This window comes from Streptomyces sp. NPDC001663 (assembly GCF_042893105.1).
Classification (GTDB): Bacteria; Actinomycetota; Actinomycetes; order Streptomycetales; family Streptomycetaceae; genus Streptomyces.
The window spans coordinates 827,927-842,462 of record NZ_JBIAUR010000002.1 but is presented as its reverse complement, the minus strand read 5'-3'; the positions used below and the strand labels follow the sequence as shown (position 1 = coordinate 842,462).

General features: G+C 68.6%; 11 protein-coding genes. 4 read left to right on the top strand and 7 right to left on the bottom strand.

What is annotated here, in order from left to right:
- Positions 1-53: 53 nt before the first annotated feature.
- From ACFY1L_RS10155 to ACFY1L_RS10140, 4 genes are all read right to left on the bottom strand, one after another.
- Positions 54-1,859: an ABC transporter substrate-binding protein gene (locus ACFY1L_RS10155; protein WP_388820930.1), complete on the bottom strand. Its 1,806-nt coding sequence runs from the start codon at positions 1,857-1,859 to the stop codon at positions 54-56.
- Between the two features lie 101 nt (positions 1,860-1,960).
- The gene (locus ACFY1L_RS10150; RefSeq protein ID WP_388820927.1) at positions 1,961-2,995 is read right to left on the bottom strand and encodes an ABC transporter permease; all 1,035 of its coding nucleotides are present in this window, start codon (positions 2,993-2,995) and stop codon (positions 1,961-1,963) included.
- A 591-nt stretch (positions 2,996-3,586) separates the two neighbouring features.
- Positions 3,587-5,494 carry a translational GTPase TypA gene (typA, locus tag ACFY1L_RS10145; protein WP_388820924.1) on the bottom strand — a complete coding sequence of 636 codons (1,908 nt, stop codon included), beginning with the start codon at positions 5,492-5,494 and terminating at the stop codon, positions 3,587-3,589.
- A gap of 138 nt (positions 5,495-5,632) precedes the next feature.
- Positions 5,633-7,753: an ABC transporter family substrate-binding protein gene (locus tag ACFY1L_RS10140; protein WP_388820921.1), complete on the bottom strand. Its 2,121-nt coding sequence runs from the start codon at positions 7,751-7,753 to the stop codon at positions 5,633-5,635.
- A 333-nt stretch (positions 7,754-8,086) separates the two neighbouring features.
- Here ACFY1L_RS10140 and ACFY1L_RS10135 point away from each other — a divergent pair, with 333 nt between their 5' ends.
- From ACFY1L_RS10135 to ACFY1L_RS10120, 4 genes are read left to right on the top strand one after another with little or no spacing between them, the layout of a single operon-like run.
- On the top strand, positions 8,087-8,377 hold the full coding sequence (locus ACFY1L_RS10135; RefSeq protein WP_361265870.1) for a hypothetical protein: 291 nt from the start codon (positions 8,087-8,089) through the stop codon (positions 8,375-8,377).
- A 19-nt stretch (positions 8,378-8,396) separates the two neighbouring features.
- Entirely contained in the window at positions 8,397-9,218 is an 822-nt protein-coding gene (locus ACFY1L_RS10130; RefSeq protein WP_388820918.1) for a hypothetical protein, read from the top strand.
- Positions 9,218-11,161, top strand: a complete 1,944-nt coding sequence (locus ACFY1L_RS10125) for a fumarate reductase/succinate dehydrogenase flavoprotein subunit (protein ID WP_388820915.1) — start codon at positions 9,218-9,220, stop codon at positions 11,159-11,161. Before ACFY1L_RS10130 ends, ACFY1L_RS10125 begins: the two co-directional genes overlap by 1 nt.
- Positions 11,158-11,931, top strand: a complete 774-nt coding sequence (locus tag ACFY1L_RS10120; protein WP_388820912.1) for a succinate dehydrogenase/fumarate reductase iron-sulfur subunit — start codon at positions 11,158-11,160, stop codon at positions 11,929-11,931. The genes ACFY1L_RS10125 and ACFY1L_RS10120 overlap by 4 nt, the downstream gene beginning before the upstream one ends.
- On the opposite strand, the gene ACFY1L_RS10115 is transcribed toward ACFY1L_RS10120, so the two are convergent.
- The 3 genes from ACFY1L_RS10115 to ACFY1L_RS10105 all read right to left on the bottom strand — a co-directional run bounded on the left by ACFY1L_RS10115 (position 11,909) and on the right by ACFY1L_RS10105 (position 14,455).
- Positions 11,909-12,232 (bottom strand): hypothetical protein, encoded by a 324-nt coding sequence (locus tag ACFY1L_RS10115; RefSeq protein WP_388820909.1) that lies wholly within the window; start codon positions 12,230-12,232, stop codon positions 11,909-11,911. The genes ACFY1L_RS10120 and ACFY1L_RS10115 overlap by 23 nt on opposite strands.
- Positions 12,233-12,237: 5 nt before the next feature.
- Positions 12,238-13,239 carry a phosphotransferase family protein gene (locus tag ACFY1L_RS10110; RefSeq protein WP_388820906.1) on the bottom strand — a complete coding sequence of 334 codons (1,002 nt, stop codon included), beginning with the start codon at positions 13,237-13,239 and terminating at the stop codon, positions 12,238-12,240.
- Positions 13,240-13,336: 97 nt separating this feature from the next.
- A complete protein-coding gene (locus ACFY1L_RS10105; protein WP_388820903.1) occupies positions 13,337-14,455 on the bottom strand; it encodes a hypothetical protein in 1,119 nt (372 codons plus the stop codon).
- Positions 14,456-14,536: the final 81 nt, after the last annotated feature.

Sequence of the window (14,536 nt, the reverse complement as noted above, 5' to 3'; positions counted from 1 at the left end):
CCCGGTGCGAGCGCCGCCGAGGGCTCACGCACCGGATACCGGGCGGACAGGGGTTACTTGATGTAGAGGCGACGCGGGTCGACGCCGCCGATCACGTCGTCGTAGACGAAGCCGCCGACCTTGGAACCGGCGATCTGGATCTGCTTGTAGTAACCGGTCGGGACCTCGTTCACCACCTTGGTGAGGAGGTACTTGTCGATCTCCTCCCAGCCCTGTGCGGCCTTGACCGGGTCGGTGATCTTGTTGATGCGGTCGATCTCGCTGTTCACGTGCTCGTCGTTGACCTGCGAGTAGTTCGACGCACCGTCGGCGATCTGCCGGCCGTCGTACAGCGGCGGGATGACGGTCGAGGCGGACGGCCAGTCGGCACCCCACGCGGTGTGGAAGATGTCGTAGGTGTTGTTCAGCTTGGAGACCTGGTCGTAGTACGACTCGGCCGGGATCTCCTGGCGCTGGACGTCGAAGCCGGCCTTCTTCAGACCCGCCGCCATGGCCGTGGAGTACTGCTGGCCCTCAGGGGTGTTGATGTAGCCGAAGGTCAGCTTCATGTTGAGCTTGCCGGCCTTCTTCAGCAGCTCCTTGGCCTTGGCCGGGTCGCCCGCGGGCTTCTTCTTCTTGCCGTACGGGTCGAAGCTCGGGTCGTAGCCGCTGACGGTCGGGCTGATCAGACCGCCGGCGACCTCCATGGCGTCGGTGCCGCCGTAGGCGCGGATGAACGGCGTGACCGGCAGGGCGTAGGCGATGGCCTTGCGGACGTTGATGTCCTTGAGTTCCGGCTTGCTCAGGTTGATGTTCATCTGGCCCACGTACGGCTGGTAGCCGGAGATCGTGCGGGCCTTCATCTTCGGGTCCTTCAGGACGTTGGACAGGTTGCCCGCGTCGACCTGGTTGGTGAGGCTGATGCCGGCCTGGTCGGCGCCGGTGTCCGCCAGCAGGGCCTTGGTGGACTGCTCGTACTGCTGGTTGAACGTGAAGTTCCACTGGTTCACGTACTGGTTGCGGATCGGGTCCGTCTTCGGGTCCCAGTTGGTGTTCTTGACGAGCACCATCGACTTGCCCGACTTGAACGACTGGATCTTGTAGGGGCCGGACGTCACCGGGTTCTTGTCGTACTTCTCCTTGGTGTCGCCCTTGGCGGAGACGACGGCGTAGCCCGCCATGGCGAGCGCGTACGGCAGGTCGGGGTGCGCCGTCTTGAACTTGAAGACGATGGTCTTGTCGTCCGGCGTCTGCAGGATGCTGTCCGGCAGGTGCTTGCCCTTGTACGGGCCGTCCGGCAGCAGCTTGCGGTACTCGGTGCCGGAGGTGTTGGCCAGCCACTGCTGGATGTAGGTCGGGCCCGTGTTGATGAAGGACGCGAACTGCCGCTCGAAGGTCTGGCGGATGTCCTTGGACGTGATCGCGGTGCCGTCCGCGAACTTGATGCCGTCCTTCAGCGTGTACTTCCAGGTCTTGCCGCCGTCCGTGGTCGTACCGGAGTCGGTGGCGAGGTCGCCGACGACCTCGTGCGTCTTGCCGTTGCCGCTCGCCTTGTATCCGGTCAGGCCTCTGTGGATCAGCTGCGAGAGCGCCCCCTCGTCGGAGACGTAGATCTGAGCGGGATCCAGATGCGCGAAGCTGTCGCGCTGCAGCACCTCCATGGTGCCGCCCGACTTGGCGCCCTTTACGGCAGCCGCGGGTCCCTGGGAGTCCGCCGCGTCGCCGAACTTGATCGACGACTGCTGCCGCTTGGCGTTCTCCTGGTCCTGCTTGTTGTTGTCGCTTGCGTCGCTGCCGCCCTTGCTGCAACCGGTGAGCACGAGTGCCCCGGCCGCGAGCACGGACAAAGCGGCGTATGCGTGGCGTCCGCCCCTACTCATCACTCAGTTTCCACCCATCTGTGTGTCACCAGTGCAATGTGCGATAAGGAATGCAGGAATGGCCGTGCGGATCCGGGCGAGGACGCCCTCGAACTGGCCGGTCAGCGCGCCGACTTGGGGTCGAAGGCGTCCCTGACCGAGTCCCCGAGCAGGTTGAACGCGACGACGAAGATGATCATCGAGACGCCGGGGAAGAACATGTAGGTGATGTCGTTCTGCAGCACGAGCTCGGTCGAGGCCTTGGAGAACATCTGGCCCCAGTCGGGTGTCGGCTCGACGATGCCGACGCCGAGGAACGACAGGCCGGCCTCGATCGTCACGAAGTTCGGCAGCAGATACGTCGACTGCACCAGCAGCGGTGTCACCACGTTCGGCAGGATCTCCCTGCGGATGATCCGCCAGGGCGACGCCCCGCTCACCTTGGCCGCCTCGATGAACTCCCGTTCTCGCAGGGCGAGTGTGGTGCCGCGCAGGATGCGGGCGAGGCTCATCCAGCCGAGCACCCACTGCACCACGATCAGCGCGACCACGCGCACATAGGTCGGTGTCTCGTCGCGCGGGCTCACGAACAGGGAGACCACGACCGGCATGCTGGCGATGAAGAACAGCTGGGAGGGGAAGGCGAGCAGGAAGTCGATGACGCGGCCGATCGCGTAGTCGGTCCTGCCGCCGACGTAGCCCGCCGTGACGCCGAGGAGGATGCCGGTGACGACGACGGCGACGGTGACCGCGACGGAGATCATCAGCGAGGTGCGGATGCCGTAGATCAGCTTGGTGAACACGTCGTAGCCGTTGCCCGGTTCGAGGCCGAACCAGAACTCGCTGCTGATACCGCCGTTGGGCTGGATCGGCACGCCCGCGCTGTCGAAGAGTTCGGGGCGCTCGTCCGCGTAGACGGTGTACGGGTTCTTGCCGTACAGCTTCGAGATCAGCGGCGCGGCGGCCGCGATCACGAAGAAGAAGAGGACGACGAACGCCGAGATCACGCCGGTGCGGTCGCGCTTGAAGCGGATCCACATCAGCTGGCCGGGGGACCGGCCCTCGAGCTGCGCGGCCTCGGCCGTCTTCGGAGGCTGTGGTGCGCCGTCGACGACGACCGACGTCCCGCCGCCCTCAACGTCGATAGGACTTGTCACAGTTCGCCCATTTCACAGGTGTGGGTGTGGAAGCGTCAGGGCACCCCGAGGATGGGGGGAAACCCGCAGCCGGACGCGCGTAGGCATGAGCCCGCACTGACCGGCCGGTGAAATCCTCAGAGTGAACTGCCGTGCACGGGAGGGCACTTACCTGCGAAAGACCGTGTGACCCACCTGGTGCTCGTGACACCGCGCATGGGACTCCTCCTCATGACTCCACGTGTTCACCAACAGGAGGAGATGCACATGAACCCTCCGACACCCCTGACGGAGGGTCAAACATCCCCTGGTGCTCGTGAGTCGGCGCCGCCCCCGCGGCGCGAGACCCATTGACCCGAGCGCTACGCGGCTAACTATCTGCCATTGGCCAGAGGCCGACCACCGTCTTTAAATCTCAATTCAGTCACAGCTGGCGCGTACATCTTCCAAAAACTGGACAAACCGTTCGGGAGAAGAAGCCCACGAAACGGACGTGTTACATGGCTATCGGGCGCAGTGTTCCGCATTACGGACACCGGCCGGCGGAAAATGAGTTGCAAAAAGCCCGGGCGCTCCCAAGATGGGAGCGCCCGGGCTCGAAGTGGCTTGTTGTCAGCCGTGCTTGGCGCGGCTCGCGGCGCGGGCGCGCTCGCGGGCGTCCAGGTTCACCTTGCGGATGCGAACGGCCTCCGGGGTGACCTCCACGCACTCGTCGTCGCGGCAGAACTCCAGCGACTGCTCGAGCGAGAGCTTGCGCGGCGGGACGATCGCCTCGAACGAGTCGGCCGAGGAAGACCGCATGTTCGTGAGCTTCTTCTCCTTGGTGATGTTCACGTCCATGTCGTCGGAGCGCGAGTTCTCGCCGACGATCATGCCCTCGTACACCTCGGTGCCGGGGTCGGTGAACAGCACGCCGCGCTCCTGGAGGTTCGTCATCGCGAAGGCGGTGACGGAGCCGGCGCGGTCGGCGACCAGGGAGCCGTTGTTACGGGTCTGCAGGGCGCCGAACCAGGGCTCGTGGCCCTCGTGGATGGAGTGCCCGATACCCGTGCCTCGCGTCTGCGTCAGGAACTCGGTCCGGAAGCCGATGAGACCGCGGGACGGCACCACGAACTCCATGCGGACCCAGCCCGAGCCGTGGTTGGACATGTTGTCCATCCGGCCCTTGCGGACGCCCATGAGCTGCGTGACCGCGCCCATGTGCTCCTCGGGCACGTCGATCGTCATGCGCTCGACCGGCTCGTACGTCTTGCCGTCGACTTCCTTCGTGACGACCTGCGGCTTGCCGATGGTCAGCTCGAAGCCCTCGCGGCGCATCTGCTCGACCAGGATGGCGAGCGCCAGCTCACCACGGCCCTGGACCTCCCAGGCGTCCGGACGCTCGGTGTCGAGCACGCGCAGGGAGACGTTACCGATCAGCTCGCGGTCGAGGCGGTCCTTGACCTGGCGGGCGGTGACCTTGCGGTCCTTGACCGCGGCCTTGTTGTCGGCGCCCTTGCCGGTACCGCCACGGCCGACCAGCGGCGAGGTGTTCGTACCGATGGTCATCGAGATCGCCGGCTCGTCGACCGTGATCAGCGGCAGCGGGATCGGGTTCTCGGGGTCGGCGAGGGTCTCGCCGATCATGATGTCCGAGATACCGGCGACGGCACAGATGTCGCCCGGGCCGGCCATCTCGGCGGGCTTGCGGGTGAGCGCCTCGGTCATCAGCAGCTCGGTGATGCGCACGTTGGACATCGTGCCGTCACGCTTGATCCAGGTGACGGTCTGGCCCTTGCGCAGCTCGCCCTGCTCGACGCGGAGCAGCGCGATACGGCCGAGGAAGTTGTCGGCGTCCAGGTTGGTGACGTGCGCCTGGAGCGGGGCCGTCTCGTCGTACTCCGGGGCCGGGACGTGCGACAGGATCGTGGAGAAGAAGGGCTCCAGGCTGTCGCTGTCGGCCGGGACCGTGCCGTCCTCCGGCTTGGTCAGCGAGGCGACACCGTCACGCGCACAGGCGTAGACGATGGGGAACTCGATCTGGTCCTCGTCGGCGTCGAGGTCGAGGAAGAGGTCGTAGGCCTCGTTCACGACCTCGTCGATGCGCGAGTCGGGCCGGTCCGTCTTGTTGATGCACAGGATGACGGGCAGACGGGCCTGCAGCGCCTTGCGCAGCACGAAGCGGGTCTGCGGCAGCGGGCCCTCGGAGGCGTCGACGAGCAGCACGACCGCGTCCACCATCGACAGACCGCGCTCGACCTCGCCACCGAAGTCGGCGTGACCGGGGGTGTCGATGATGTTGATCGTGATGACGTCGCCGCCATCCTTCGGGTGGTACTTCACGGCCGTGTTCTTGGCCAGGATCGTGATGCCCTTCTCACGCTCCAGGTCGTTCGAGTCCATCATGCGGTCGTCGAGCGATTCGGCGGCGTGCGCTGCGAAGGCACCGGCCTGCTTCAGCATGGCGTCGACGAGGGTCGTCTTGCCGTGGTCGACGTGGGCGACGATGGCGACGTTGCGGATGTCGTGGCGCGTGGCCATAAAGCGGCGTTCTCCCGGAGTGTGAGGAAGACCTGCGCGTACATCTGTGTGACGCGGGCCCTGCCGGGCTTGACATGCCACGGCCTCACCCCATGTTACGTGGCCCTGCGGGTAGCGGCCTCCGCAGGGCCACGCGGCTCAGCTCCCGGACGGGCTCGCGGAGGGTTTCGCGCCCTTCTTCAGGAAGCCCATGTCCTCGTAGAGCGGCGTCCGGAAACCGAAGGCACCCGCGTTGACCACGCTCTTCTTCGCGGCGATCAGCTGCGGCCGCTGGTACAGCGGGATCGAACCGGCCGCCGCCCAGATGCGGGAATCGGCCTTGCGGATGAGGGAGTGGTTCTCGTCACCGTCCAGCGTCCCGGCGGCCTGGTCGAAGAGCTGGTCGACCTGGTCGGTACCGACGCGGGTGTAGTTCTGCTCGACGTTCAGGGAGCCGTCGGCGGCAGGAACCGGCTTGGCGTAGATGGGCCGGGCGTCGGTGGCGGGGAAGGCGGTGGCGGGCCAGGAGTACAGGGCGAGGTCGTACTGCCCGGACGCGATGTAGTCCTTGAAGTAGCTGTCGCCGGAGACCTTGGTGGTCTGCGTACGGATGCCCACGCGCGCCAGCATGCTGCTGATCCGGTCGGCGACCGCGGCCACCGCCTGCGAGCCCGTGCCCGACGGGAGCACGAAGCGCAGCGTGAGCGGCTTGCCGTCCTTGGCGAGGATCCCGGACGCGGCACCGGCCGGGGCGGGGGTGCCCTTGGGTGCGTAGGCACCGGCCTTGTCGTGCTTCTTCTTGTGGTCCTTGGGGTCCTTCTTCTCGCGGTCGGCCTCGCGCGGCGCCTTGTCGTCCTCGCCGACGATGTACGTCCCGTCGTCGCCGCCCTCGGACTCGTCCTCGGAATCGCTCCCGGCCTTCCTGCGCTCGGCGCCGGCGGCCTTCTCGCCCTTCTTCTTCTCTTCCTTGGTCTCTTCCTTGACCGGGCCGCCGCGCACCCAGCCGGCGTCCGCGAGCAGTGCCTGCGCCGCCTCGGTGTCCTGGCCGCCGAGGGCGCCGCTGTTGTCGGCGTAGGCGGCCTGGCCGGACAGGGCGAGGTGGCTGCCGACGGGCACCGCGGGCAGCCCGAGCGGCTTGAGCACCATCCGGGCGAGCTCCTGGCGGTCGAGGGCGCGGGCCACGGCCCGGCGGACGCGCTCGTCGGCCAGGGGGCCCTCGGAACCGTTGAGGGCGAGCTGGGTGAAGGCCGGCTCCAGCGACTTGCGGACCTCGAAGCCGCCGAGCTCCTCCGGCCGGCGTTCGTCGGCAGCGCCGTGGACGGCGGGCTCCTTCGCGGCGATACGGCCGCCGGGGCCCGAGAGCGGGGCCGGGCCCTGCAGTGGCGTACCGGTGCCCTGGGCGCGGTGGGCGAGGGCGATGCGGTCGGCGGTGGCCGGGTCGACCTCGGCCAGGTCGATGTCGCCGTCGGCCAGCGCGGCGGCCCGCTTGTCGAGCGGTACGGCCCTGAGGTCGATCTCGGCGAGCTTGGCGGGCTGTCCCCACCAGCGGGCGTTGCGGACGAGCGTGACCTGGGCGTTCTTGTGGTCGACCGCCTTCAGGGCGAAGGGCCCGGCGGTGACCTTCAGCTTCGTGCGCGCGCCGTCGTTGAACGAGTCCGGCGTGCCCATGACGTCCTTCGGGTACAGCGGCGAGAACAGCGACTGCCAGTCGGCGTACGGCCGCGCGAAGGTGACCTTGACCTCGAGGTCGCTCGCACCGCGCTCGATCTTCGCGATGCGGTCGTATCCTGCGTTGCGGGCGGTCCAGTACGCGGTTTCCTTGCCGGACAGGGCGCGCCACTGGGCGGCGAAGTCGGCGGCGCCGATCTCCCGGCCGTCGCTCCAGACGGCCTGCTGGTTGAGCTTGTAGACGACGACCTGCTTGGGCTCGGTCTTGACGACCTTGGCGGACTCCAGGAAGTCGGCGTTGCGCTGCGGCCGCCCCTTCGCGTCCAGCCGGTACATGGACGGCAGCACGGCCTGCGCGATGCGGGTGGTGGTCGCGTCGGCGTCCGACTGGAAGGTGTTCAGGGTCTCCGGCACATCGTCGACGGCCCACCGCAGCGTGCCGCCGTCGGCGACCAGATCCCGGGCCGCGGGCATGATCTGCGGCCCGGCGAGCGGCTTGCCCGCCTCGTCCTCGGAACTGCACCCGGCAAGCAGGGGCACGGCGAGCACCCCTGCGGTGAGGAAGGCGACCGAGCGCATGACCGCGCTGAGTCCGACGCCGTCGTGGGACATCTCTGCTACCTCCGAGGAGCCGCTCCCGCCGGTGACACGGGTGGGGGTCTGATCACATTTGGCGGTATTTTGGAGTTGATCAGATCTACGGCCCACTGAAGAGGAAAGGGTTCTTCGACCGGCGCCGACACGGCGACAGGCACGGGGAAGCCCACTCGTACGGCCCAACGTGCGCCCCCGGCGCACACAGAGCGCTTGCAGGCGTGCACTGGAGGCATGCAATCCGCCAATCGCTGCACATCCCTTCCCACCGGCAGGTGTGACGCGCAACACTCGCAGGCGCATGAACGTTGCCACCTGGGGCCCGAGGGCCCATGGAAGTGAGGTCACGTCATGTCCGTGCAAGACGACCTGACGCAAGTCCAGCGCTGCCTCGACGACCTGTCCCGGTCGGTGGGCCGCCTGGAGCAGCAACTCGGCAGCGGCGGTCTCGACATGCGCCGCGTCCGCGCCGACGCCGACCACCTGCGGGAGAGCGTCGCGCTCCTGCGCGAGGCGGCGAGCACCCCGGCCGCGCAGCGCAAGCCCGAGCTCGTCACCATCCCCGACACCCCGTACGACCCCTCGCTGTGGGTCGACACGGACGACGAGGGACTGGGCGCACGCGACCGCCACGCCCCCTGAACCCGACCGGAGTCATGAGTTGGCCACTGGTACGGAACCACATCTGAACAGCGGCGGCGTACGAGCCGGTACGCGCGCCGCGATCGACGCCCCGCATCTGCGCACCGACCGCTGGTGGCTGGCCCCGGCCGCCACCGCGGCCGGACTGCTGGCCTTCATCGTGTACTCGACCTGGCGGGCCTTCGCGAACGCGGACTACTACTCGGCGCCGTATGTCTCGCCGTTCTACTCGCCCTGTCTGGCGGAGAACTGCAAGAACATGCCCTCGGGCCCGAACGCCGACCTCTTCGGCAGCTGGTGGGGAATCTCCCCGGCGATCATCATCCTGATCTTCCCGCTGGGCTTCCGCCTGACCTGCTACTACTACCGCAAGGCCTACTACCGGGGCTTCTGGGCATCGCCCCCGGCCTGCGCGGTGGCCGAGCCGCACAAGAAGTACTCAGGTGAGACCCGCTTCCCGCTGATCCTGCAGAACATCCACCGGTACTTCTTCTACGCGGCCATCCTGGTCGCCGGCATCCTGACGTACGACACGGTGCTGTCCTTCCGGGACACGGACGAGAACTGGGGCCACATGGGCCTCGGCACCCTGGTGTTCCTGGTCAACATCACGCTGATCTGGGCGTACACGATCTCCTGCCACTCCTGCCGGCACATCGTCGGCGGCAAGCTCAAGCACTTCTCCAAGCACCCCGTGCGCTACCAGGCCTGGCAGTTCGTCGGGAAACTGAATGCCCGTCACATGCTGCTCGCCTGGGCGTCGTTGGTGAGCGTGGCGCTCGCCGACTTCTACGTCTATCTGCTGGCGTCCGGTGCCTTCGACGATCCGAGGTTTTTCTGATGTCCGTGGTCGACCGCCAGGAGTGGGACGTCGTCGTGGTCGGTGCGGGCGGCGCCGGACTGCGCGCCGCCATCGAGGCGCGGGAGCGGGGCGCCCGTACGGCCGTGATCTGCAAGTCGCTGTTCGGCAAGGCGCACACGGTGATGGCCGAGGGCGGCATCGCGGCGGCCATGGCCAACGTCAACGAGCACGACAACTGGCAGGTGCACTTCCGCGACACCATGCGCGGCGGCAAGTTCCTCAACCAGTGGCGGATGGCCGAACTGCACGCGCAGGAGGCTCCCGACCGGGTGTGGGAGCTGGAGACCTGGGGCGCCCTCTTCGACCGTACGAAGGAAGGGAAGATCTCCCAGCGCAACTTCGGCGGCCACGAGTACCCGCGCCTCGCGCACGTCGGCGACCGGACCGGGCTCGAACTGATCCGCACGCTCCAGCAGAAGATCGTGTCGCTGCAGCAGGAGGACAAGAAGGAGACCGGCGACTACGAGTCGCGCCTGAAAGTCTTCCAGGAGTGCACGGTCACCAGGATCCTCAAGGACGGCAGCCGGGTTTCCGGGGTCTTCGCCTACGAGCGTGAGACCGGCCGTTTCTTCGTCCTGGAAGCGCCCTCCGTGGTGATCGCGACCGGTGGCATCGGCAAGTCCTTCAAGGTGACCTCGAACTCGTGGGAGTACACGGGCGACGGCCACTCGCTGGCACTGCTGGCGGGGGCGCCGCTGCTGAACATGGAGTTCGTGCAGTTCCACCCGACGGGCATGGTCTGGCCGCCGTCGGTGAAGGGCATCCTCGTCACCGAGTCGGTGCGCGGCGACGGCGGGGTGCTCAGGAACTCCGACGGCAAGCGGTTCATGTTCGACTACATCCCCGACGTCTTCAAGGAGAAGTACGCGCAGTCGGAGGAGGAGGGCGACCGCTGGTACGAGGACCCGGACAACAACCGGCGTCCCCCGGAGCTGCTCCCCCGTGACGAGGTCGCCCGCGCGATCAACTCCGAGGTGAAGGCGGGCCGCGGCTCGCCGCACGGCGGGGTCTTCCTGGACGTGTCGACGCGGATGCCCGCCGAGGTCATCCGGCGCCGGCTGCCCTCCATGTACCACCAGTTCAAGGAGCTGGCGGACGTCGACATCACGGCGGAGGCGATGGAGGTCGGGCCGACCTGTCACTACGTGATGGGCGGCATCGCGGTCGAGTCCGACACGGCGGCGGCGCGCGGGGTGCCCGGGCTGTTCGCGGCCGGCGAGGTGGCCGGCGGCATGCACGGCTCCAACCGGCTCGGCGGGAACTCGCTCTCCGACCTGCTGGTGTTCGGGCGCCGGGCGGGCTGGCACGCGGCCGAGTACGCGGCGGGCCTGGCGGACGGCCGGCCGCCGGTGGACGACGTCCAGATCGACACGGCGGCGGCCGAGGCACTGCGCCCCTTCTCCGCTGAGGGCCCGGCCCCCGGCGAGGAGGACGGACGCCCGCCGGAGAACCCGTACACCCTCCACCAGGAACTCCAGCAGACGATGAACGATCTGGTCGGCATCATCCGCCGCGAGGCCGAGATGGCGCAGGCCCTGGAGAAGCTGGCCGACCTTCGCGTACGGGCCCGCCGGGCGGGCGTCGAGGGGCACCGCCAGTTCAACCCGGGCTGGCACCTCGCGCTGGACCTGCGGAACATGCTGCTGGTCAGCGAGTGCGTGGCGCGGGCAGCGCTGGAGCGCACCGAGTCGCGCGGCGGCCACACCCGCGAGGACCACCCGACGATGGACCGCAAGTGGCGCAACATCAATCTGCTGTGCGCGCTGACCGACCCGACGGGCGGACTGGCGGCGACGGACCCCGTCCGCGGCCAGATCGCCCTCACCCGCGAGACCACCGAACCCATCCGCGCCGACCTGCTCGCCCTCTTCGACAAGGAGGAGCTGGTCAAGTACCTCGCCGAAGAGGAGCTGTACGAGTGAGCAGCTACGAGGCCCGCTTCAAGGTGTGGCGGGGCGATGTCAAGGGCGGCGACCTGGAGGACTTCAAGGTCGAAGTCAACGACGGCGAGGTGGTGCTGGACATCATCCACCGCCTCCAGGCCACCCAGGCACCGGACCTGGCGGTCCGCTGGAACTGCAAGGCGGGCAAGTGCGGTTCGTGCTCCGCCGAGATCAACGGCCGCCCGCGCCTGATGTGCATGACGCGCATGTCGGTCTTCACCCGGGAGGAGACGATCACCGTCACACCGCTGCGCGCCTTCCCCGTCGTACGGGATCTGGTGACGGACGTCGGCTTCAACTACCAGAAGGCGCGCGAGGTCCCGGCGTTCGTGCCGCCGGAGGGTGTGGGGCCCGGCGAGTACCGGATGATGCAGGAGGACGTGGACCGCTCGCAGGAGTTCCGCAAGTGCATCGAGTGCTTCCTGTGCCAGGACACCTGCCATGTCGTGCGCGACCACGAGGAGAACAAGCCCGCGTTCGCCGGGCCGCGCTTCCTGATGCGGGTGGCGGAGCTGGACATGCACCCGCTGGACGCGGCCGCCGAGGGCGGGCTCGACCGCAAGAAGACCGCCCAGGACGAACACGGCCTCGGCTACTGCAACATCACCAAGTGCTGCACGGAGGTCTGCCCCGAAGGCATCAAGATCACGGACAACGCGCTGATCCCCTTGAAGGAAAGGGCAGTTGACCGCAAGTACGACCCGCTGGTGTGGCTGGGGTCGAAGATCAGGAGGCGGTCTTCGTCGTAGCGGCCGGCGCGTGGGTACGGCCGGGTCGCAGGCCGAGGTGCTGGAGCACCAGGCCGCCCATGAAGGCGACCCAGCCGACCCACGGCAGGGGCCCGAAGCTGCCGTGCGGCCCGTCCAGGGGGCCGAGGAAGCTGAAGACGCCCATGCCGACGGCGGCGAGCAGCGCGCCGGCGCCCCACAGCCTCGGCCGCAGTACCGCGCGGCCCCATGGCGGCGCCCACTCCTTGACGATCCCCGCGAGGCCGATCGCGGCCAGGACCGTCACGACCAGTGCGGTCGCCACCACCAGGAAAGCGTGCATGGCCGTCATCGTGTCACGAACTCCAGCGCCCGGAGAAGGTTGTACTCCGCGATCTCCCGCATCCAGCCCGGGTTCGGGAAGTCGCCCTCGACGAGGCGGAGGGGGCCTGCGACCAGGGACAGGTGCATCGCCAGGCGGTAGAGGCGGAGACGGTCCTCGTCGAGGCCGGGGGCACGGAGGACGTCGTAGTGCGGGCCGAAGCGGAGCTCGAGGAAGACGTGCTCGTACTCCACGTCGAAGTACAGCAGGCCTTCGACGTCGATCAGGGCCGGGTGGCCGTCGGGAGTCAACAGGACGTGGTCCGGGCCGAGTTCGCCGTGGATGAGGGTGTGGCGGGTGCGGGGGCGGACCTCGGCGGCCAATGACCTCACGGCGTCCGCCAGTTGGGCCCGGGCTGCGGCTGCCCGTGGATCCCGTACGGCGATCTCCTCGATGTCGCGCAGGGCGCCGTCCGTGACGCGCCGCTCGCATGAGCCGGCGTCCGGGGTACCCCCGTTGTCGACGAGGGCGACCTTGCCGAAGGTCGGGCCCTCGTGGGCGTGCAGTGCGGTGAGCTGCTCGGCGAGACGGGCCAGGGCCTCGGCCCCCGCTCTCGGGTCGCGGTCCAGGGCCTCCTCCAGGCTGCCGCCGGTGACGTCCTCGACGATCGCCGCGTCGGCCGGGAGATGGGTGTGGGTGGCGTCGGCGTGCAGGAGGCGGGGTGTGCGGACGCCGGCGGCCGTCAGGCGGTCGTGGGCCGCCGTGAGCAGGTCGAGGCCGGTGCCGTGGGCGAAGGGGTCGCGCAGGTCGGGCGGGTCGGCGTCCCAGTAGTCCTCGTCCGGCGACCAGACGTAGGCGACGGCGGTGGAGCCGTCGTCGAAGGCGAGGCGGTAGACGCCCTTCTTGGTGCCGCCCTGGAGGCGGGTGACGGCGGCGAGGGTGCGGTGGCTTCCGGCGGCGCGGGCGAGGGGGGCGAGGTCGGCTCGGGTCAGGTGCCTGCGGGTGGGGTGCTTGCGGGGTGCGGTCATTCGCCAGATCGTGGCAGGCGGGGAGAGGGCTGCGCAGGCGGTTTTCCGGGGCGTGCGGTCTTTGCGCGGGCAGCCTTCACGCGGGCTGCCTTCGCCTTCAGTGGACCCAGTCCTTCTCGTACGCCTGCCAGTCCGCCTCCGTCGCCGCGAAGTCGACGTAGAGCGCGACGCCGAAGTTCGCCCGGTCCGCGTCCGTGCGGGACAGGCCGAGGCGGACGCCGCGGACGGCTGCGGGGACGGTCTCCGCGTGATTCCAGTGGCCGAACCGGTTCTCGTGGTAGAAGGGCAGGCCCATCAGCAGGTCCGTCGACTTCGGGGTGACCTCCAGGGCGAGCGAGGTCTGCTGGGCCACATAGCCGCCGTACAGGCTCTGCAGCGGTTGCATGGTGTCGTACGACATCACCGCGATCTGGTCGACGCGGCGTGCGACCTGGCCGAAGAAGCGCTGCGACCACCACTTCGGGTGTCCGGCGACCGTGCCCCAGAAGGAGTGGAAGCCGGGGAGCGGGTCTATCTGGTGGGCGGCGACGGAGAGTTGGGCGTGGTGCGCGCGGGTGACCGAGCGGAGGGAGTCGAGGAGGGTGAGGTAGTTCCGGTCGCCCGAGTGGAGGGGCTCGAGGTCGAAGTGGGCGCCTTCGAAGCCGGCGGCCAGGATCTGGCGCGTGGAGGCGACCACGGCGGCCCGGGTCTCGGGGCGGTCGAGGCGCATGCCGGTGGGGCTCTCGGTTGCGAGTACGTCGCCGAGCCAGGCCTGTACGCGAAGGCGCGGCGCCTGGCGGTGCAGGGTGGTGATCAGCCAACGCGCCTTGGGGTACGCCGACTTGGGGAGGGTGCCGTCGTGTTCCAGGGGGCCTGCGTGGACGTACAGGTCGCGGATTCCGGTGGACTCGAGGCGGTGGGCGAGGGCGGTGACGTCGGTGGTCGTCTTACGGCCGTCGAGCCAGGCGTGGCCCAGCCAGATGGCGTCCTTGGTTCTGCTGTACGTGCCTTCTGCGGGGTCGCCGGTGTAGTTCACGCGTAGGGCGATCTCGGCGGCGAGGGTGGGGAGGAGCAGGGCGAGGACGAGGGTCAGGGCGGTGCGTTTGAGTCTGCGGCGCCAGGGGTGGCTCGGGTTTTTCGTGTTGTCCTGAGCCTCGGCGGCTGCGGATTCGTGGGTGGGAGTGGCCGGCCCTTCCGCGTCCGGCTGCTCCCTGTGCGTGCTTTCCGTCCGGTCCATGCCCGCTCCCCCTGTCGCGTCATCGTCCGTGGTCATCCGTCCCCCTGTGTCACTTCACCCCCACCCCGGACGCATCCCGGT